The sequence below is a fragment of the Variovorax sp. Varisp41 genome, from assembly GCF_047325085.1.
Lineage (GTDB): Bacteria > Pseudomonadota > Gammaproteobacteria > Burkholderiales > Burkholderiaceae_C > Variovorax.
The window spans coordinates 1,854,224-1,874,743 of sequence record NZ_CP168541.1; the positions used below are offsets into that span (position 1 = coordinate 1,854,224).

At 70.8% G+C, this 20,520-nt stretch carries 14 protein-coding genes; 7 read left to right on the forward strand and 7 right to left on the reverse strand.

From position 1 onward, the window contains the following. Positions 1-12 precede the first annotated feature (12 nt). The 4 genes from ACEN9J_RS39965 to ACEN9J_RS39980 are packed head-to-tail and all read right to left on the reverse strand — an operon-like array spanning position 13 to position 5,435. Positions 13-1,731, reverse strand: a complete 1,719-nt coding sequence (locus tag ACEN9J_RS39965) for a tannase/feruloyl esterase family alpha/beta hydrolase (RefSeq protein ID WP_261217336.1) — start codon at positions 1,729-1,731, stop codon at positions 13-15. 40 nt (positions 1,732-1,771) lie between these two features. Then, positions 1,772-2,581 (reverse strand): enoyl-CoA hydratase/isomerase family protein, encoded by an 810-nt coding sequence (locus ACEN9J_RS39970; RefSeq protein ID WP_261217335.1) that lies wholly within the window; start codon positions 2,579-2,581, stop codon positions 1,772-1,774. Continuing rightward, on the reverse strand, positions 2,578-4,416 hold the full coding sequence (locus ACEN9J_RS39975; protein ID WP_261217333.1) for an AMP-binding protein: 1,839 nt from the start codon (positions 4,414-4,416) through the stop codon (positions 2,578-2,580). The genes ACEN9J_RS39970 and ACEN9J_RS39975 overlap by 4 nt, the downstream gene beginning before the upstream one ends. A 38-nt stretch (positions 4,417-4,454) precedes the next feature. Continuing rightward, entirely contained in the window at positions 4,455-5,435 is a 981-nt protein-coding gene (locus tag ACEN9J_RS39980; protein WP_261217331.1) for a Bug family tripartite tricarboxylate transporter substrate binding protein, read from the reverse strand. A 146-nt stretch (positions 5,436-5,581) separates the two neighbouring features. On the opposite strand from ACEN9J_RS39980, the gene ACEN9J_RS39985 reads away from it, so the two are divergent. Continuing rightward, positions 5,582-6,367 (forward strand): helix-turn-helix transcriptional regulator, encoded by a 786-nt coding sequence (locus ACEN9J_RS39985; RefSeq protein ID WP_261217328.1) that lies wholly within the window; start codon positions 5,582-5,584, stop codon positions 6,365-6,367. On the opposite strand, the gene ACEN9J_RS39990 is transcribed toward ACEN9J_RS39985, so the two are convergent. Next, entirely contained in the window at positions 6,364-6,972 is a 609-nt protein-coding gene (locus tag ACEN9J_RS39990) for a DUF4337 domain-containing protein (protein WP_261217326.1), read from the reverse strand. The two genes, ACEN9J_RS39985 and ACEN9J_RS39990, sit on opposite strands and share 4 nt — an antisense overlap. Positions 6,973-7,140: 168 nt before the next feature. On the opposite strand from ACEN9J_RS39990, the gene ACEN9J_RS39995 reads away from it, so the two are divergent. The 6 genes from ACEN9J_RS39995 (at position 7,141) to ACEN9J_RS40020 (ending at position 15,639) form a co-directional block, all read left to right on the forward strand. Continuing rightward, the gene (locus tag ACEN9J_RS39995) at positions 7,141-7,866 is read left to right on the forward strand and encodes a TetR/AcrR family transcriptional regulator (protein ID WP_261217325.1); all 726 of its coding nucleotides are present in this window, start codon (positions 7,141-7,143) and stop codon (positions 7,864-7,866) included. Between the two features lie 159 nt (positions 7,867-8,025). After that, the gene (locus ACEN9J_RS40000; RefSeq protein WP_261217324.1) at positions 8,026-11,568 is read left to right on the forward strand and encodes an indolepyruvate ferredoxin oxidoreductase family protein; all 3,543 of its coding nucleotides are present in this window, start codon (positions 8,026-8,028) and stop codon (positions 11,566-11,568) included. Between the two features lie 41 nt (positions 11,569-11,609). Next, entirely contained in the window at positions 11,610-12,335 is a 726-nt protein-coding gene (locus ACEN9J_RS40005; protein WP_413765207.1) for an enoyl-CoA hydratase-related protein, read from the forward strand. Between the two features lie 8 nt (positions 12,336-12,343). Next, the gene (locus ACEN9J_RS40010; RefSeq protein ID WP_261217320.1) at positions 12,344-13,084 is read left to right on the forward strand and encodes an NAD(P)H-dependent oxidoreductase; all 741 of its coding nucleotides are present in this window, start codon (positions 12,344-12,346) and stop codon (positions 13,082-13,084) included. A 99-nt stretch (positions 13,085-13,183) separates the two neighbouring features. Beyond that, positions 13,184-14,902: a thiamine pyrophosphate-dependent enzyme gene (locus tag ACEN9J_RS40015; RefSeq protein WP_261217318.1), complete on the forward strand. Its 1,719-nt coding sequence runs from the start codon at positions 13,184-13,186 to the stop codon at positions 14,900-14,902. A gap of 14 nt (positions 14,903-14,916) precedes the next feature. Next, positions 14,917-15,639, forward strand: coding sequence for an MgtC/SapB family protein (locus ACEN9J_RS40020; RefSeq protein WP_409976599.1), 723 nt, complete (start codon positions 14,917-14,919; stop codon positions 15,637-15,639). Between the two features lie 15 nt (positions 15,640-15,654). Here ACEN9J_RS40020 and ACEN9J_RS40025 read toward each other — a convergent pair whose 3' ends face one another. Together ACEN9J_RS40025 and ACEN9J_RS40030 are read right to left on the reverse strand one after the other, a co-directional pair. Further along, complete coding sequence (locus ACEN9J_RS40025) at positions 15,655-20,016, reverse strand: DEAD/DEAH box helicase (RefSeq protein ID WP_261217314.1); 4,362 nt, start codon at positions 20,014-20,016, stop codon at positions 15,655-15,657. A 97-nt stretch (positions 20,017-20,113) separates the two neighbouring features. Then, on the reverse strand, positions 20,114-20,368 hold the full coding sequence (locus tag ACEN9J_RS40030; protein ID WP_296740463.1) for a hypothetical protein: 255 nt from the start codon (positions 20,366-20,368) through the stop codon (positions 20,114-20,116). Positions 20,369-20,520: the final 152 nt, after the last annotated feature.

Below are 20,520 nucleotides of genomic sequence, written 5' to 3' on the forward strand. Positions count from 1 at the left end.
CGCCGTGGGACGTCAGCGCACGCAAGTGAAGCTGCTGGCGAGATCGACGTCGCCCGTCCCGTTGTAGCGCGGCCAGGCCGGGTACTCGCACAGCGGACGGGTGCGGCCGTTGTTGCCGGCGTTGGCGTCCGCCACCGTGGGATTGGAGGGCGCGAGGCCCTGCTCGACCCAGCGTTCGAGCGCATCGACCGAGTCGAAGCGCACGTCGTAGGCGCCGCCGCCGTGCCCGTAGCCGGGCACCTCGTAGTACTTGAGGAAGGCGTCGACCCGCGCGCTGCCCATCGCCGCGACGGCGCGCCGATGGAACTCCTCGGACGAGCCCGCGGGAATGAGTGGATCGGCCATGCCGTGCACGATCAGCACCTTGCCGCCCTTGTTCGCGAACGCGCTCAGATCGGGGTTGACGTCCAGCCGCGACGAGATGTAGCGCAGCCGCTGCTGGACATAGCCGTTCGCGTCGACGGCGAAGAGGAAGGGGTCGTAGCTGGCATCGCGGTAGACCATGTACTTCACGAAGGACTCGCCGATGTAGGTCGCGAACGCCATGTCGAAGCGCGAGGGCGTGGCCGGTGCGCTGCTGCCCATCGCGGGAATGACGCCGCCGTCGAAGATGTTGAGCGCGGCATAGCCGTCGGTGCCGTTGGCCAGCAGGTAGGGCAGCTTCAGCGGCGTGGCATAGGCACGGAAGCCCCCGATCTGGGCCGTCGACAGGCAGCCGTCGCCGCTGTCGGCGGCGCCCGGGCAGGCGAGAGTCGCGGGATCGAAGGCGCAGGCCGAGACCTTGGCGATCACGCCGTCCGTCGCGCCATCGAGCGCATCGCAGGCCGCGACCACCGAGCGGGTCAGCAGCTGCTGCTTGGCCGGGTTCGACCAGGCGCCGGGCGCGGCGAGCGCCTTCGAGGTGATCGCGTAGTTGGTCAGCATGCCCGTCAGCGACCAGGCGGGAAAGTAGGCGATGACACCGTCGTAGAGCGCGGGCCAGCGGTCCGCGACGTAGAGCGCCTCGCGGCCGCCGCCGGAGCCGCCGGCCGCATAGGTGCGCACGGGCGCCGCGCCGTAGCGCCGCGCGATCAGTTTCACCGCGACGTCGCGCGTCTTGCGCAGCTGGTCGCCGAAGTAGTTCTCGAGCGCCTCGTCGTTGAGCGCGAAGCTGGCCTCGGCGGCACTGCCGCTGTGTCCCGAATCGCTGCCGAAGGCGGCATAGCCGCGCGCCAGCGGCGTGGCGAGGCCCGAGGCACCGGGTGCGTTGCCGTTGCCCGCGATCACGCTGCCGTCGTAGCCGCCGCCCGTGAGCTGCATGGCCTTGCGGTTCCAGGCGGTCGGCAGGGCCAGGTCGAACTGGATCGGAGGAGCGCTGGCGTCGACCGGTGCGATCGATCCGGTGACGCGGCAGTACTCGCCGACCGCGGTCGATCCACTGCCCGCGGGCGCCACGAGCGTGGTGCTGGAGACCACGGCGCCCGAGGTCGGCAACGCGATGTCGGTGGCGGGGATGCCGAGCCCGTTCAAGGCGGCGCAGGCCTCGGCCGCGCTCAGAGCGGGTGCGGGAGGCGGCGCGGGCGTATTGGAGGCCGGCGCGGGCGCGGGAGCGAGGCCCGAAGCCACCGGGGCGAATCCGCCGCCTCCGCCGCCGCCACCGCATCCGGCCTGCACCGCGAGCGCGATGACCGAGACCGCGAGCGAGATCCTTCGCTTCGAAATCTGGGTCGCGGGGGTGTAGCTCTTTTTCATCTCGTCGTCTCCTGCGTCCGTGTTGGAAATTCCTGTCGCCTCATCGCCCGCGATAGACCGGCGGGCGCTTCTCCATGAAGGCACGCGGCCCTTCGCGCGCGTCCTCGCTGGCGAACACCGTGGCCTTGGCCTGGTTCTCGAGCGCGAAGCCTTCGGCGAGCGACAGCCCGCTGGCGGCGCGCGCGGTGCGCTTGATCGCCCGCAGCGCGAGCGGCCCGTTGCCTGCGATGCGTTCGGCCAGCGCGCGTGCCTCGGTCATCAGCGCCGGACCCGGCACCACGCGGTTGACCAGGCCGATCTCGCGGGCCCGCGCTGCGTCGATGGGTTCGCCGATCAGCATCAGTTCCATGGCCAGCGGCCACGGCAACTGCCGCGGCAGCCGCACCATCGAGCCCGCGAAGGGAATCAGCGCGCGCGTGGCCTCGGGCAGGGCGAAGCGGGCGTGCTCCGCCGCGATGCGCAGGTCCGTGCCGAGCATCAGCTCGAAGCCCGCGGCCATGCACACGCCGTTGATGGCGGCGATCACGGGCTTGTCGAGTTCGAAGTCGCGCAGGCCCGAGGCCGCGAGCACTCGCGGGTCGGACAGCAGGCGTCGGTCCCACTCGTCCTCTGGCGCGCGGGCTCCGCTCATCAGCGGCAGGGTGCGCGACAGGTCGCCGCCGGCGCAGAAGGCGCGCTCGCCGGTCGCCGTGACGATGGCCACGCGCAAGGCGTCGTCGGCCGCGAAGCGCATCACGGCATCCGCGAGCAGGCACAGCATGCGCGGCGTCAGCGCATGGTGCGTGGCGGGCGCGTCGAGCGTGATGGTGGCGATCGCGCCGTCGATGTCGAGGCGCACCGGCGGGCTCATGCGCCGCCTCCGGCGCGATCGTCGATCTCGTAAGGGATCGCGAAGGTGCGCATGAGCGCGTGCAGACGCTCGGCGTCGGGTGCGGCATCCGCCGCGGCGCGTCGGCGAAAGCGCGCATTCAACCCGCGCGCGCTGTCTTCCACCGCGACCGCCACGCCATCGAGCAGGCCGGCGTCGCGCAGGCGCTGCGTCAAGGCATGCTCGCAGGCCAGGGCCCGCAGCCGCGGCTTGTAGACCTTGCCGACGGCGGTCAGCGGGATCGCCGCGAGGACCTCGATGCGCTTGGGGAACGCGGGCCGTTCCGGAATGCGCGCATTGGCGAAGGCCGAGAGCGCCTCGGCGTCGACCCGCGATCCCGGCCGCAGCGACACGTAGGCCACCGGCAGTTCGCCCGCGTACTCGTCGGGCTCGCCCACGGCCGCGGCCAGCTCGACCTCGGGATGCTGGAGCAGCGCCGCCTCGATCACCTGCGGGTCGATGTTGTGGCTGCTGCGGATGATCAGGTCCTTGGCGCGCCCGGTCACGAACACGCGGCGCTGCGCATCGACATGGCCGATGTCGCCGGTGATCAGCCAGCCATCCTCGAAGGTGCCGGCGTTGCGGTGCGCTTCCGTGTAGCCGGGGCCCACGTTGGGGCCGCGCAGGCGCAGCACGCCGCTCTCGCCCGGCGCGCAGTCGCGGCCGTCGTGCGCGACGGCCTTGACCTCGGTGAAGGGCAGTGGAATGCCGCAGGAGCCGTGCACGCGCGGCGCGAGAAAGGGTTCGATGCTGACCACGCCCGCGCACTCGGTCATGCCGAGGATGTTGCGCACCGGGATGCCGAACTTCTGCTCGAAGGCATTGGCCAGTTCGTTGGGCAGCGGCGAGCCGCCGGTGAGCAGGGTGCGCACGCGGGCATGGTCCGCGGGTTCGGCCTCGAGCCCGAGCAGCGTCGCGATCACTGTCGGCACCGCGGCCAGCAGGCTCACGTCGTGCTGCCGCACGACGCTCCAGTAGCGCCGCACCAGTGCCGTGTTGCGCAGCCCGAGCAGGGTCGGCAGCACGATGCGCGCACCGCTCAGCAGCGCCGAGAGCCCGTAGACGAAGGAGCCGGCGACATGGAACAGCGGGAAGCCGTTGAGGATCGTGTCGTCCTCGCGCATCGCATACAGCTGGGCCGCGCTCCAGGCGGCATGCAGCTGGTTGCGCTGCGTGTGCTGCGCGAGCTTGGGCGCGCCGGTCGTGCCGCCGGTGTGGAAGAGGGCGGCCAGTCCGTCGGTAGATCGTGCTGGAAGCGCCGCATCCGGCGCCATCCGCGACAGGGCCGTGTCGAAGTCGATCGCGCCCGGCGCCCCGCCGACGGCGAGCACCTGGCGCAGCGCGGGGCAGGCGTCGGCCAGCGTCGCGGCACGCGACCAGATGTCGAGCTCGGGATGCGGGCCCAGCGCCACCAGGATGTTCGCGCCCGAGGCCCGCACGAGTTCGGCCAGGTGCGCGGCGTCGAGCAGGTAGTTGATCGGGCAGACGATGCCCGCGGTCTCGGCGCCCAGCAGCGTCAGCCAGGCCTGCGGAATGGCCGGCAGCAGCATCGCGACGCGCGGCGTCTCGCCGGGCACGAGGCTGGCGAAGAGATTCGCGGCGCGGCGGATGTCGGCGAGCAGGTCGGCGTAGCGCCAGTGCCGCGGCGGCGTTTCGGGATCGGCATCGGGCAGGTAGCTCAGCGCGATGCGCGTGGGGTGCCGGGCGGCGACCTCGCACAGCGCGTCGTAGACGTGGTCGTGGGCCATGAAGGAGGCGTAGGGCCGCGCTTCGATGCGCGCGAGGTCCTCCGCGTCGCGGATACGGTGGTGTTGCATGGGTCGATGGGGCGCGGTCGGCGCCCGCCTCCTGGTTGTCAGTCGCCGCGGAATCCGGAGGCCTTCACGACCGCGGCCCAGCGTGCCGCTTCCTCGCGCAGCATGCGGTCGGTGTCGGTGCGGCCCGCGCCGACGATGCTGAAGCCGGCTTCCACCAGCTTGGCGCGCGCGTCCTCGGGCTGGACGGCCTTCACGGACTCTGCACCGAGCAGGTCGAGGATGGCCGGCGGCGTGCCCTGGGGCGCCATGAGCGCGAACCAGGAGGAGATGTCGATCTTCGGATAGCCCGACTCCGCCATGGTCGGCACCTCGGGCAGCAGCGGCGAGCGCCGCGGCGCGGTGGTGGCGAGCGCGCGCATCTTGCCGCCCTTGATCTGCGCGTTGCCGAGCGCCGTGGAGACGAAGGCGGCCGCGACGTCGCCCGAAAGGATGGCCGTGACCGCGTCGCCGGTGGTCCGGTAGTGGACCGGCTCGACCTGGAAGCCGGCCGCCTCGCCGAACAGCTCGGCGCCGAAGTGGCCCGAGGTGCCGGCGCCGAAGGTGCCGAAGTTGAGCCGGCCGGTCTGCGCGCGCGCCGCCTTGACCAAGTCCGCCACCGTCCTGTGCGGCGAGTTCGCGGGCACGGCCAGCAGGAAGTCGACGCGCGCGACCTCGCTGATGCCGGTGAGCTCGCGGCTCGGCGCGTAGCCGAGCTTGCCGAAGGCGGCCGGTGCGATCGAGATCGAGCCGACCTCGCCGAGCAGCAGCGTGTAGCCGTCGGGCACGGCCTTGGCGACCGTCAGTGCCGCGATCTGCCCGCCGGCGCCGGGCTTGTTGTCGACCACCACCTGCTGCTTGAGCAGCTCCGACAGCCGGATCGCGAACAGCCGCGCCAGCACGTCGGGCGCCGTGCCGGGCGCATAGCCCACGGCCAGGCGGATCGGGCGGTCGGGATAGGCCTGTGCGCGGGCGGCGAGGGGCCACTGCGCGAGGGTGGGCACCAGGGAGGCGGCGAGCAGGGCGCGGCGTGAGAGCGTCATGGGGATTCCTTTGGCCGCCAGTGTCGCGATGGGGGACTTTTCGTCTGTCCCCCGCGATGTAGACAGGGCGCGCCCTGAGGGGGAAAACCCGGTGCGGCCCGAAGGCGCCGCGCCGATAGGCTCCGGGCATCCCATCGGTTGTGTCCATGCAGCTTATCCCTCTTTCGTCCGCCACGCCCGCGCTCGCCACCAGCGCGGACGGACGCGCCGTGGATGCCATGGCGGGACTGATCGCCTGCATCGGCGGCCACGGCTTCGCCAACGACGCGCTGGCGCAGCTCAACCGCTGGCTGCCGGTCTCATGGCTGTCGGTGTTCCGGCTGTCGGACCATGCGCCGCCGCGCATGCCCGCGTCGGGCAGCTACCGCGCGCCCGACGGCACCGCGGAATCGTGGGCCGTGTACCGCTCTTCGCTGTATCGGCAGGACCAGACCTTTCTCGCGGCGCGCGAGCAGATCGGCCAGGCCCGCTGCACGCTCGTGCACTGGCACGCGAAGGAGATTCCGGCCCCGCATCGCGAGCGCATCTACACGCGGCACGGCCTGCGCGAGCGGCTCTCGGTGGTCTGCAAGGACCAGGACGATGGCCTGCTGGCGATCAACCTCTACCGGCACGAGAGCCTGCCGCTCTTCACGGACGAGGAGATCGAGTGGGTCGGCATGGGCGCGCCGATCCTGACCTCCTGCGTGCAGCGCCACCTCGACCTCGCCGGTGCACGCGAGCAATCCTTCGATGCCCGGCTGTCGGGGCTCACGCGCAGGGAGCGCGAGGTCTGCGAGCGCATGCTCAAGGGCTGGACCTACGAAGGCATCGCCAGCGATCTCGGCATTTCCGCCGGCACGGTCAAGACCTTCAGGGACCGTGCCTTCGATCGCCTGGGCATCCACCACCGCAACGAGCTGTTCGCATTGGTGCTGGTGAACACGCCCTAGACGTGCAGCGCCGCGAGCGCGCCGATCGAGATGCCGGCGAGCGCTACGCCGTACATGGCGCGCTCCAGCCACTTCCTGCGCGTCAGCAGCGCGATGGCCGCGAGAGCGATCGACACCTGCAGCACCGTGGTGGCCTGCGCCCAGCGGTGGTGCTGGTGCATCTGTTCCTCGGAGGCCGTGTCCCAGCGGACGGACTCTTCCTCGAGCTTCTTGGCCGCGGCCTGGATCTCGCCCTTCTCCTGCTCGTAGCGCGTCACCTTCACCTGCCAGCCCTGGCGCCGGGCGTCATCGGTGGCGGTGTCGCGCGCGAACTCGGCCAGCGCCTGCTTGGTGCTCTTCGACTGGAAGTAATTCCACTGGTTCGAGGCCTCGGTCTTCTTGATGGCCGCGTTGTTCTTGTAGAGCCCGGCATTGGCCTGCGTGGCGCCGCCCATGTACGCGAAGATCGCGCCGATGGTGGCGATGGCCGCGGTGCAGACGGCGATCTTTCCCGTGACGCTCATGCCGGCGCCCTCGGCCGCATCGCCGTGGCCATGGCCGCCGGACGCGGCGTGTTCGAGTTCGTGGTCGTGCGGGCCGTGCACGTGGAATCCGTGTCCTGACATGGGGTCCTTTGTTTTCAGAAAGATATGGAGCGGCGCGGGAGTATGCATGGGCGTGGCGCGGTTGCGGCCTTGGGGAAAGTCCTGTCGGCTGAGGCTGCCTGCCAGGGGCGGCCGCGGGTTCACTTCCATAATGGCGGCCAGTCCAGCTCTCTCGAAACCCCCGCAGACATGTCCGTCACCAAAGCCGCCACGCCGCGTCGCGCCCCCCGGGGCGAAAAATCCGAGCGCACCCAGGCGAGCCTGCTGGCGGCGGCGCGCGAGGTCTTCGCCGAGCGCGGTTTCGAGCGCTCGACGACCTCGGAGATCGCCCAGCGCGCGGGGGTGTCGGAGGCGACGCTCTTCACCTACTTCGAAAGCAAGCGGCGCCTGTGCATCGACGTGGTGGGCCGCTGGTACGACGAGATCAGCATCGAGCTCGAGGAGCAGGTGCCGGCGATCGCCGGATTCGAGGCCAGGCTGCGCTTCGTGATCCAGCGGCACCTGACCCATCTGATGGGCGACGGCATCGGGCTGTGCGCGCTGGTCCTCGGCGAGGGGCGGATGGTCGATGCCGAGTTCTCCGGGCTCATCGCCGAACTCAAGCGGCGCTACACCTCGCCCTTCATGGCGGCGTTGAGCGAGGCGCGCGAACTCGGCGAGGTGCGCGGCGACGTGCCGCTGCGCCTGATGCGCGACATGGTGTACGGCTCGATGGAACACGTGCTGTGGGACTACGTGACCACCGGCACCAAGCCCTCCATCGCATCGACCGCCTCGCAGCTGAGCGCGATGCTGATGGCGGCGTTCTCGCTCGAGCCAGCGCCGGCGCGCGCCGCCCGCCGCTTCCAGTCCGATGTGCTCGCGGCGGTGCGCCGGCTCGAGCGCGACGCGGGTCCGGCAGAAGACGCCTCCTAGCGCGTTGGCCGGGCCGGCCGGCCGTACATCCGTCGTCCTCCAAAAAATGAGTCAGGCTCAAGCCGTGCGTGCGCGGCTGACATTGGCGTGCCTGTTGCCAACCTTGGAATTACACATGTATAGTTGAGTGACACTCAAATTTAAGGTGCGGAGACCACGATGGGACACGGTGACCCGGAGATCCAGCGCGCATTGCGCTCGGTTTCCCTCGACGACAAGTACGACGGCGGCAGCGGCGTGGCCTACCTGAGCGGCACTCAGGCGCTGGTCCGCCTGCTGCTGAACCAGGGGGAGCGGGATCGCCGCGCGGGGTTGCGTACGGGCGGCTTCGTCAGCGGCTACCGCGGCTCGCCGCTGTCGGGGCTCGACCAGGCGCTGTGGGGCGCGCAGGCCCGGCTCGAGGCGCGCGACATCCGGTTCCAGCCGGCGATCAACGAGGACCTGGCCGCCACGGCCTGCTGGGGTTCGCAACAGCTCGCGCTGTTTCCCGAGGAGGCCAGGGTCGATGGCGTCTTCGCCCTGTGGTACGGCAAGGGGCCCGGCGTCGACCGCAGCGGCGACGCGCTCAAGCACGGCAACGGCGCCGGCACCTCGCGGCTCGGCGGCGTGCTGGTGCTGGCGGCCGACGACCACACGGCCAAGTCCTCGACCTTCGGCCACCAGAGCGAGCAGGCGCTGGTGGCGGCGTTCATCCCGGTGCTGTATCCCAGCAGCGTGCAGGAGTACCTCGACCTCGGCGTGCATGGCTGGGCGATGAGCCGCCACAGCGGCCTGTGGGTGGGCATGAAATGCGTGTCGGACGTGGTGGAGACCACGGCCGTCGCCGACGTGGACCCGCAACGGGTGATGGTGAAGCTGCCGGACGCGGGCGAAGCGCCATCGCAGGACCTGCACATCCGCTGGCCCGACGTCTGGGCCGAGCAGGAGCCGCGCATCGTGCGGCACAAGCTGCCCGCCGCGCTCGCCTACTGCCGCGCCAACGGGCTCAACACGATCGCGCTCAAGACGGCCTCGTCGAGACTCGGCATCGTGTGCGCGGGCAAGAGCTACAACGACGTGCGCGAAGCCCTGCGCCTGCTGGGGTGGACCGACGCGCAGGCCGCCGAGCGCGGCGTGGCGGTGCTCAAGCTCGGCATGGTCTGGCCGCTGGAGCCGGAGATCGTGCGCGAGTTCGCGAACGGTCTCGATGAGCTGCTCGTGGTCGAGGAGAAGCGCCCGCTGATCGAGCAGCAGCTCAAGGACGAGCTCTATGCGGACGCCGTCGAGGGCCGCAAGGCCATCCGCATCTCGGGCAAGAGCCGCGGTGGCATCGGCGGGGAATGGAGCGTGGGCGCCGACGAACGCCTGCTGCGCAGCGACTACGAGCTCACGCCGCCGGAGATCGCCGCCGCGATCGCCGAACGCCTGGGCCTTCCGGTCAATGCCTTCGAGGCCGACCCGCGCGCCGCGGCGCATGGCGCACCGTCGGCGCCGGCCGCGGTGCGCAAGCCCTACTTCTGCTCGGGCTGCCCGCACAACACCTCCACCGTGGTGCCCGAAGGATCGCGCGCCATGGCCGGCATCGGCTGCCACTACATGGCGAACTGGATGGACCGCGACACCAAGGCCTACACCCACATGGGCGCCGAGGGCGTGCCGTGGATCGCGCAGCGCCTGTTCTCGACGCGCAGGCACATCTTCGTGAACCTCGGCGACGGCACGTACTTCCACTCGGGCTCGCTGGCGATCCGGCAGGCGGTGGCGGCCGATGCCTGCGTGACCTACAAGGTGCTGTTCAACGACGCGGTGGCCATGACGGGCGGACAGCCGGTGGAAGGCCAGCTCACCGTCTCGCGCATTTCCGAGCAGGTCGCCGCCGAGGGCGTGCGCCGCATCGCGGTCGTCAGCGACGACATCGGGAAGTACCGCGACGCGGGCACGCGCTTCGCCGCCGGCACGACGGTGCACGAGCGCGGCGAACTCGACCGCGTGCAGCGCCAACTCGCCGCCTTCGAGGGCGTGTCGGTGCTGATCTACGACCAGACCTGCGCGAGCGAGAAGCGCAGGCGCCGCAAGCGCGGCAGCTATCCCGACCCGGCCATCCGCTACGTCATCAATCCCGAGGTGTGCGAGGGCTGCGGCGACTGTTCGGTCAAGAGCAACTGCCTGTCGGTGGAGCCGCTGGAGACGGAGCTGGGGCGCAAGCGCAGGATCAATCAGTCGTCCTGCAACAAGGACTTCTCCTGCGCCCAGGGCTTCTGCCCGAGCTTCGTGGCGGTGAAAGGCGGCAAGCTTCGCTCGAGCCCGTCCAGGAGCGACGTGCTCGCCTGGGAGCCGCCGCCGGAGCCGGTGGTGCCCGAACTCGACGGCACCTGCGGCATCCTCGTCAACGGCGTCGGCGGAACCGGCGTGGTGACCATCGGCAGCCTAATCGGCATGGCGGCCCACCTGAGCCACCGCGGCTGCAGCGTGCTCGACATGGCGGGGCTCGCGCAGAAGGGTGGGGCGGTGTGGAGCCACGTGCAGCTCGCGCCCACGCAGTCGGCGATCCTGTCGTCGCGGATCGCGTCGGCGCAGGCGGACGTGCTGATCGGCTGCGACCTCGTCGTGAGCGCGCATCCCGACAGCCTCGCCCGCCTGCGCGAGGGCCGCACCCGCGCGGTGGTGAACCTCGACGTGGCGCCGACCTCGGAGTTCGTGAAGAACGCGGACTGGAAGCTGCCGACGCAGGCGCTGAAGGCGGCGCTGGAAAAAGCCTGCGGCGCGGACGTGCAGTGGCTCAAGGCGCAGGAGGCGGCCACCTGGGCGCTCGGCGACGCCATCTACGCCAACCTCGTCATGCTCGGCTTCGCCTGGCAGAAGGGATGGATTCCGCTGTCGTCGCAGGCGCTCGAACGCGCGATCGAACTCAACGGGCAGCAGGTCGAGAAGAACAAGCAGGCGTTCCGGCTCGGCCGCTGGTGGGCGCACGACGCGCCGCGCGTGCTCGCCGCGATGAAGCCCGCGAGCACGGTCCAGTGGCTGCCGCGCGTCAACCGCACGCCCGAGGACACCGTCGCGCGCCTGTCCGAGCGGCTGGTGGCCTATCAGGGGCTGGCGTATGCGCGCCGGTTCGCCGCCTTCGTCCAACTCGTCGACAGCCAGTGCGCCGACGAGACGCACCGTCAAAGTTTTGTGGTTGCAGTGGCGCAGAACCTTTTCAAGCTCATGGCCTACAAGGATGAGTACGAGGTCGCGCGCCTTCATTCCGATCCGGAATTCATGGATTCGATCCGCCGTCAGTTCGACGGAGAGATCCAGCTGCAATACCACCTCGCACCGCCCCTGCTCGCCAAAAAGAACGACAAGGGCGAGCTTCAGAAGACGGCCTACGGCGCCTGGATGGGCCGGGCCTTTCGCGTGCTGCGGCACGGCAAGGTGCTGCGCGGCACGCCCTTCGACATCTTCGGCTACACACACGAGCGCCGCACCGAGCGCGCGCTCGTCGAGGAGTACCGCGCCGCGATCGGCGCCGTGGTCGCGCACCTGGGCAGCCATGCATCGGAGTGCCTGGAACTCGCGCGGTTGCCGCAGCAGATTCGCGGCTACGGCCATGTGAAGAAGCGCGCGGTCGCGGCGGCGCGGGCGCGCCAGGCCGAACTCTTCGAGTCCATCACCGGCAAGCCGCTGCCGCCGGGGACGATGGCGGACGGCTACGGCAAGTACCTGGAGTACGGCTGGTGACAAACGCTTCGCAAACGACGGACCGACACAGCCGCAGCGCCGTGCGCGCGGCGGAAGGCATCCTCTCGACGCTGGACGACGGCGCGTGGCGCATCCAGATCCATCGCGCGTCCAAGCGCAATGCGCTCACGATGACCATGTTCAGCGCCCTGGCCGAGAGCCTGGGGCTGGCGCAGTCCAACGACGCCGTACGGGCGATCACCCTGTCCGGCCTCGGGCCCAATTTCTGCGCGGGCCACGACCTGAGCGCCTTCGACAGCTGGCCGCAGGGCGCGGGAGACCCGGTGCCGCGCTTCCTTCATGCATTGGCCGACGTGCGCAAGCCGCTGCTCATCGGCGTGCACGGCTCGGCCGCCGGCATTGGCGTGACGATGCTGCTGCACGCGGACTGGGTGGTCGCGACACCCGACGCGGTCATGAAGCTGCCGTTCGTCGACCTGGGCATCGCGCCCGAGGCCGGGAGCTCCCTTCTGTTGGCGCGCGCCATCGGCGCGCACAGGGCGAGGCGCTTGCTGCTGGGCGGCGAAGCCTTCACCGGGCAGCAGGCCTGCGAATGGGGGCTGGTCTCCGAATTGGCACCCGCGCATGAACTCGCGACCTGCCTGCAGCACCGGGCCCGCGCCTTGGCGGCCAAGGACCCGAAGACCTGCCGCCGCATCAAGTCGCTGCTGGTCCCGGCCGACGAGGTGCATGCACGCATCGACGAGGAGATCGAACTGATCAACACGAGCGTGGCCGAGCGCCGCGCCTTGCAGCCGACCGGATGAATCCAGCCATGACAGCACCGACACCGCGCAAGGCGCACATCGTGTATGCCCATCCCGAACCGAAGTCCTTCGTCGCGGCGATGCGCGACCGGGTGTCCGAGCGGCTGACCGCCGGCGGCTGGCAGGTCGGGCTCTCGGATCTCCACGCCATGGGCTTCAACCCGGTGGCGAGCGCGGCCGACTTCGTCGAGCGCGAGAAGCCCGACTACCTGGTCTATTCGCTCGAGCAGCGCCATGGATGGCAGCGCCGGGCCCTGGCCCCCGACATCCTCGCGGAGGTCGAGGCCGTCAGGCAGGCCGAGCTGCTGGTGCTGGTGTTCCCCGTGTTCTGGTTCTCGGTGCCGGCCATCTTGAAGGGCTGGATCGACCGCGTGTTCCTGTCGGGGCTCTTCTACGGCGGCAAGCGCATCTACGACCGCGCGCCCATGGCGGGCAGGCGCGCGCTGGTCGTCACCTCGCTGGGCGGACGCAGCCACATGTTCGGCGACACCGGCATCCACGGATCGATTGAACTGATGCTTCGGCCCTTGCTGCAGGGCTCGCTCGGCTATGTGGGCTACGAGGTGTTCAAGCCTTTCGTGGCCTACCACGTGCCCTATGTGACGCAGGCCGAGCGCGGCGCGATGCTCGAGCAACTCGGCCGGGAGATCGATGCGCTGTCGCGGCGCGAGATCTTGGCCTTTCCCTCGCTCGACGGCTATGACGAGCTGCTTCGCCCCCTCGAGAGAAGCGCGGCAGGGATGGGGTAGGGCGCGGGGAAAAATCCTACCGGGACTACCGATGCGCGCCCACGGCCCGCGCGCGGCGCGCGCGTAGCGTGCCTTCTTTGTCGCAAAGGAAGCGCCCGCATGGCCCACAGGAAAGTCGCCGAACTCGTCATCGAAACCCTGCAGAAGGCGGGAGCCAGGCGTTGCTATGGCATCGTCGGCGACACCTTGAACCACGTCACGGACGCGATCCGCCGCAGCGAGATCGAATGGGTGCATGTGCGCCACGAGGAAGCGGCCGCCTTCGCCGCCGGCGCGGAGTCGTACCTGACGGGCGAGCTCACGGTGTGCGCGGGCTCGTGCGGGCCGGGCGGCCTGCACTTCATCAACGGCGTCTTCGAGGCGAACCGCAACCGCGCGCCGGTGGTGCTGATCGCGAGCCAGATCGTGACGGCCGAACTCGGCATGGAGTTTCCGCAGGAGGTCGACTTCAAGTCGCTCTATGCCGGTTGCAGCGTCTTCTGCGAGCAGGTGCAATCGGCCGAGCAGGCGCAGCGCGTGGTGGCGCTCGCGGCCCAGGCGGCGTTGTCGCGCCGCGGCGTGGCCGTCGTCATCCTGCCGAGCGACATCGCGCAGGCGGAGGTGAAGGAAGGACTCGGCTTCTCGGTGCACCGCGCCGCGCCCGTGATCCGGCCCAACGATGCCGAGCTCGCGCAGCTGGCGGCCTTGCTGGGCAAGGGAAGGAAGATCGCGATCTATGCGGGCCATGGTTGCGAGGGCGCGCACGAGATGCTGCTGGCGCTCGGCCAGTGCCTGAAGGCGCCGATCGCCCACACCTCGCGCGCCAAGGATTTCGTGGAGTACGACAACCCCTTCAACATGGGCATGACCGGCATCTTCGGCGTGGAGTCGGGCTACCGCGCGCTGCAGGAGTGCGACACGCTGCTGCTGCTGGGCGCCGACTTCGCCTGGAGCCAGTTCTATCCGGCCAGGGCGACCATCCTGCAGATCGACGTCGACGGCAGCCACCTTGGACGCCGCCATCCGGTGGCACTGGGGCTGGTGGGCGACATCGCGCACACGATCGAGGCGCTGATCCCTCTGCTCGAGGAGCGTGCCGACCGGAGTTTTCTCGACGAGTGCCTGCGCCACCGCAAGGCTTCGCTGGAGACGCTGCGCAGCGACGAACGGCCCGGCAAGGCGGGGCTGATCCATCCGCAGCACCTCACGCGGGTGATCGACGAGCTGGCGGCCGACGACGCCATCTTCACCGCCGATGGCGGCAGCCCGATGGTGTGGTCGCTGCGCCACCTCACGATGAACGGCCGCCGCCGCACGCTCGTGAGCCTGCTGCACGGGACCATGGCCAACGCCATGCCGCAGGCGCTGGGCGCGCAGAAGGCCTTTCCCGGCCGGCAGGTGATCTCGCTGTCGGGCGACGGCGGCATCGCGATGCTGCTGGGCGACCTGATGACGGCCGTGCAGGAGAAGCTGCCGATCAAGGTCGTGGTCTACAACAACGCGAGCCTGAACTTCGTGGAGCTCGAGCAGAAGGTCGAGGGGCTGCTCGACAACTACACCGACCTGCTGAACCCCGACTTCGCGCGGCTGGCGGAGGTGATCGGCTTCTACGGGCAGAAGGTGGAGCGCGCCGAGCAGCTGCCCGATGCCGTGCGCGCCTGCCTCGCGCATCCCGGGCCGGCGCTGCTCGACGTGAAGGTCAACCGCACGGAGCTGGTGATGCCGCCGAAGGTGGAATTCAGCCAGGTCGCGGGCACGATGCTGTATTCCGCCAAGGCGGTGCTCGGCGGGCGTTCGTCGGATGTGGTGGACCTGATCAAGGACAACTTCACCGAATGACGCCGAGCCTGTCCATGCTGCACGGCAACGTCCTTCTTTCCCATGGCGAGACGCTGCTGCGCCTGTTCGTCGCTGCCGCGCTCGGCAGCCTGGTCGGCCTGGAGCGCGAGCGATTGCTGTGGGCCGCGGGCATCCGCACGCACATGCTGGTGAGCGTGGGTGCCTGCCTCTTCATGCTGGTGTCGGCCTACGGCTTCGCGGACAGCCTGCGGGGCGAGCACGTGGTGCTCGATCCTTCGCGCGCGGCCGCGCAGGTGGTGTCGGGCATCGGCTTCCTCGGCGCCGGCGCGATCCTCGCGCGCGGGGAGATCGTGCGCGGTCTCACGACCGCCGCGAGCATCTGGACCGTGGCCGCGATCGGGCTCGCGGTCGGCGGCGGGCTGTACTTTCCGGCGGCCGCTTCGACCGTGATCATCCTGGTGATCCTCGCCGGCATCAAGCCGCTGGAAGAGGCCTACCGCGCGCGCAGCCAGAGCTGCCGGCTGCGCGTGGTCGCAAAGCACGGCGCGGTGAGCCCGGAGTCGCTCGAGCAGGGCCTCGACCTGCAGCCCGCGCGGCTGCGGCGCTTCCTGGTCGCGGTGCGGCCGGGCGGCGAGCTCGACGACATCACGGTGCAGCTGGTGCGCGTGTCGTCGGCCGACATCGGCAATTTCGTGCAGCGGCTCGAGGCGCTGGAAGGCGTGCAGTCGGTCGAGGTGGTGACGCGCGGCGGCGGGCACGGGGCCGAGGCCAGCTGACGTCGTAGCGCGGACTCAAGCCTGAGGTTGCGCGGCGAGTTCGTGGCTGCGCAGCGAGGGCTCGAGCGAGAGCGCACGCCGCGCCGACTGCGCCCGCGCGGCATCGAGTTCGACCAGCAGGCTGACTTCTCCCGCCACGCTGGTGGCGATCGGCACGCCATCGCAATACAGCACGCGCGAGCCCGCGACCCGCGGCACCTTGGGACCGTTCACGACGGTGCCCAGCAGGTTGGCCGGGTCGCTGGCCGCGAGCGCGATCAGCGCGCCGTCGCCCGGCTCGCGGCGCACGCGCCGCATCGATGCCACCGCCTCGGGCAAGGCGAACTGCTCGCCCGACACGCCGGCGATGAAGCGGCCGCCACGGATCTCGCCGCGCGCCTCGAGCCGGCGGCACACGCGCACCAGCTCGCGCCAGGGCGGCAGCCACGCGGCTTCGCGCTCGAGCAGCCGCCAGCAGACCACGCCATAGCGGCGCAGCAGCACGTGCACCACCTGTTCGATCGCCTCGGCGGAGCTGGCGGCCATCGCTTCGGCGGCGGCGGGTGGCCGCACCAGGGTCCAGCGCCCGGCGTCCTCGATGCTGAAGAGCGGCGCGCGCCGCCGGCGCCGCAGGTCGGCCGAGGCGCGCTTGGCGGCCGGCACCAGCAGGGCGCGCAGGCCCGCGTAGCTGTCGCAGCGCGCGCGGCCCTTGGCGACCAGTTCGGTCAGCGCCTCCTCGATCTCGACCGGCAGCAGCCGGGTGCCGTGCGCGATCTCGTCGAAGAAGCAGGCGCCGTGCTGGGCCAGGTGCGCGGCGACGCGTGAAGCGCGCGAGCCCAGGTTGTCGTCGTCGGCAGGCGTGGGCGCGAGCGTGGTCCACAGCGCCGAACTGCGGCGCGGCAGCAGCACCACCGGCGTGGCGCGCAGCGACAGGCTGCCCGCGCCCTTGCGCCCCTCGGTGGCCGTCGGCCGCAGCCGCGTCCACAGCACGCGCCCGGCGGTGCACAGGTCGTCGAGCCAGGCGCCCGCGTAGTCGCTCACGCGCGCGGGCAGCAGCTCGGCCTCCCACAGCGGCGCGGGCGCTTCATAGCCTTCGAGCTGCGAGAGGATGCCCGACAGCGCTTCCGGGCCGCTCACGCGCGAGCCCGCGCCGATGTGCTGCCATTCGAAGAGGAAGCGCACGAAGTCGCGCGGCTCGATCGGTTCGATCTCGCGGCGCAGGCGTCCGAGCGTGTAGCGGTGGATGCGTGCCAGCAGATGGCGCTCGCACCATTCGGGCTCGGTGCCGCCGGGCGTGAAGCGGCCCTGCAGCACGCTGCCTTCGGTCTGCAGCGCGAGCAGGGCGCCTTCGACGTCGGCGGTCGACAGGAAGAGTGGCGTGGCGAGCTGCGCGACGGTCACCGGGCCGAGCCCGCCCAGGCGCGAGCGCAGCAGTTCGCGCAGCGCGGTGTCGCGATCGGCGGGTTGCTCGGCGTCGTCCGGCGCGGCGATGGCGGGCTGCATCGGCGCATCGGGCGCCACGGTACGCAGCAGGCCCAGCCGCTCGGCCGTCACCCACAGGCCGCGCGCGGTGCGGCCCTTGCCTTCGAGCAGCAGGCGCGTCGCGCGGCCGGCCTTGGCGAGGGCCGTCAGCCATTTCTTCCAGTCCGCCTGCCGGGCCACCTCGTCGTCGTTCAGGGCGCCGAGCATGCCGAGCGCCTCGTGCATCTCGTCGACGCTGCGCGGCTGCGGCCAGGCTTCCTCGCGCACGCTGGCGATGGCCTGCGCGTCGAGCTGGCCGACGTCGTCGGCGCTCTGCGGATCGGTGTAGCGCCGGTTCTGCACGGCCTGCGTGCGGCGTTCCTCCAGGGGCGCATCGTCGAGGAAGGCATAGGGCCGCGCGTTCAGGGCCTCGAGCGCGAGCGGCGAGGGCGCGCTCAGATCGCGCGCCAGCACGCGCACCGCGCCGGCCTCCATGCGCCGCAGCAGCGCGAGCCAGCCGTCGGCATCCATCGCGTCGTGCAGGCAGTCGTCGAGCGTCTGCGCGACCAGCGGATGCTCGGGGATCTCGCGCTCGCCGACGATGTTCTCCGCGCATGCGACCTGGTCGGGAAAGACGGCCGCGAGCAGGTCCTCGGAACGCATGCGCTGCAGCTGCGGCGCCACCTTGCGCCCGCCGGTGAAGCGCGGTAGCGCGAGCGCGGTGGTGGCGTTCCAGCGCCAGCGCACGCCGAACAGGGGCGCGTCGAGCAGCGCCTGCACCAGCACGTGCAGCGCCGAGGCCGAATGCAGGTAGCGCGCCACCTCGTCGAGCGGGAAGCTGTGGCTGGTGGAGAGCGACAGCACGATCGCGTCCTCGGTCGCCGCGGCCTGCAGCTCGAAGTTGAAGGTGCGGCAGAAGCGCTTGCGCAGCGCCAGGCCCCAGGCGCGGTTGAGCCGGCTGCCGAAGGGCGAATGGATCACCAGCTGCATGCCGCCCGAGGCATCGAAGAAGCGCTCCATCACGAGCGTGTGTTGGGTCGGCAGGTCGCCGAGCACGGCACGCGCCTGGGCGAGGTGCGCGGCGATCTGGCGCGCGGCTTCCTCGTCGAGGCCGATGGTTTGCGTCAGCAGCGCCATCGCCGCGTCGAGGCCGCCCGTTGCAAGCGCCTGCGCGACTTCTTCGCGCAGCCGCGACACGCCGAACGACAGCTCGTCGCTGCGACCCGGCGCCTCGCCGAGCCAGAACGGAATGTTGGGCGCCGCGCCCTGGGCATCTTCCACCCGCACGCGGCCCGGCTCGATCTTGAGGATGCGGTAGCTGGTATTGCCGAGCTGGAACACGTCGCCCGCGAGGCTCTCGATGGCGAAGTCCTCGTTGACGGTGCCGATCTTGTCGGCCTGCGGCTCCAGCACGACCGTGTAGTCGCCCGTCTCGGGGATGGTGCCGCCGGAGGTCAGCGCGGTCATGCGCGCGCCCTTGCGTTCGCGCAGCAGGTGGTGCACGGCGTCGCGGTGCACGTAGCCCGCGCGCTGGCCCTGCCGCGTGACGAAGCCTTCCGACACCATGCGCACCACCTCCATGAAGCGCGCATGCGGCAGCTGGGCATAGGGCCAGGCGCGGCGCACCAGGGCGAACAGCTGGTCCTCGTTCCATTCGCGGCAGGCGGTCTCGGCCACGATCTGCTGCGCCAGCACGTCCAGCGGCGCCGGCAGCACGCGCAGCGCGTCGAGCTCGCCGCGGCGGATGCAGTCGAGCAGGGCGGCGCATTCGACCAGCTCGTCGCGCGACTGCGCGAAGAGCCGCGCCTTCGGCACGCCGCCCACCGCATGGCCCGAGCGCCCGGCGCGCTGCAGGAAGGTGGCGATGGCGCGCGGCGAGCCGAGCTGGCACACGAGGTCGACATCGCCGATGTCCAGGCCCAGCTCGAGCGAGGCCGTGGCGACGAGCACCTTGAGCTCGCCGCGCTTCAAGCGCTGCTCGGCGGCCAGCCGCGTCTCCTTCGACAGGCTGCCGTGGTGCGCGGCCACCGCCTCCTTGCCGAGGATGTCGCCCAGGTGCCGCGCCGCGCGCTCGGCCATGCGGCGCGTGTTGACGAACACCAGCGTGGTCTTGTGCAGCCAGACGAGCTCGGCCACGCGCGCATACACCTGCGTCCACTGGTCGCCCGACATCACGGCCTCGAGCGGCGTGGGCGGCAGCTCGAGCGCGAGGTCGCGCTGCCTGGCATAGCCGATGTCGACGATCTCGCAATCGGCCGTGCCGTCGGCGCGCAAGGCGCCCGCGCCGACCAGGAAGCGCGCCACCTCGTCGATGGGCTTCTGCGTGGCCGAGAGACCGATGCGCACCGGCCGCGTCGCGCACAGCGCCTGCAGGCGCTCGAGCGACAGCGCCAGGTGGCTGCCGCGCTTGCTCGCGGCGATGGCATGGATCTCATCGACGATCACGCTGCGCACCGTCGAAAGCATCCTGCGGCCCGAGGCGGAGCCCAGCAGCACGTAGAGCGATTCGGGCGTGGTCACCAGCACATGCGGCGGCCGGCGCAGGCTCTGCTGGCGTTCGCGCTGCGGCGTGTCGCCGGTGCGCACGGCGGTGCGGATCTCGACATCGGGCAGCCCCAGCGCCGCCAGCTCGGCGCGGATGCCCGCGAGCGGCGCATCGAGGTTCAGGCGGATGTCGTTGGACAAAGCCTTGAGCGGCGAGACATAGACGACGGCGGTCTCGTCGGGCAGCCCGGCGGGATCGAGGCCGCGGCGGACCAGGTCGTCGAGCGCGGCCAGGAAGGCCGTGAGCGTCTTGCCCGAACCCGTGGGCGCGGCGACCAGCGTGTCGCGCCCGGCACCGATCGCCGGCCAAGCCTGGGCCTGGGCCGGGGTGGGGCCGGGGAAGGTTCGCTGGAACCAGCGGGCGACGGAAGGGTGAAAGGAATGCAGGTCCACGGAAAGCGCAGGCTACGGCAGCGATCGCGGCGGTGCAACGCGCGAGCCGTTGACCCCACAGCTGGGGGCGCCGGGCGCTTTGTCTATATCCAGGGGCCTACAAGGCGCTGCGCGATGAAACATCCGCCAGGTGGATCGCGAAGCCCTGGCGGCGAATCTCCTCGAGGATGTGGGATGCATGCATGGCGACCCGTGGCAGGGGCTCCAGCGGGTCCCAGCTCATCTTGAATTCACGCAATGGCAAGACATGGGATGGACTGGTCGGAAGTGTCAGCGTGTCGGGATGCACGCCCGAACAGGTGCTCAGAAACAGCCCTGGCCGCTGAACACTCTCATAAGTATCGATTCGCACTCGGCCCCCTTCTTCAGGAGCGAGAGTAGCCGACTTTGCGCGGTGCGGGCGGCGGGCTGGATGCGGGCGGCTCCGGTTCCGAGGGGCCTCCGGCGGACGATCGGCGGGGTCAGAAAAATTTTTTCTCACTTCGTTGACCGAAGCCCCCAAAG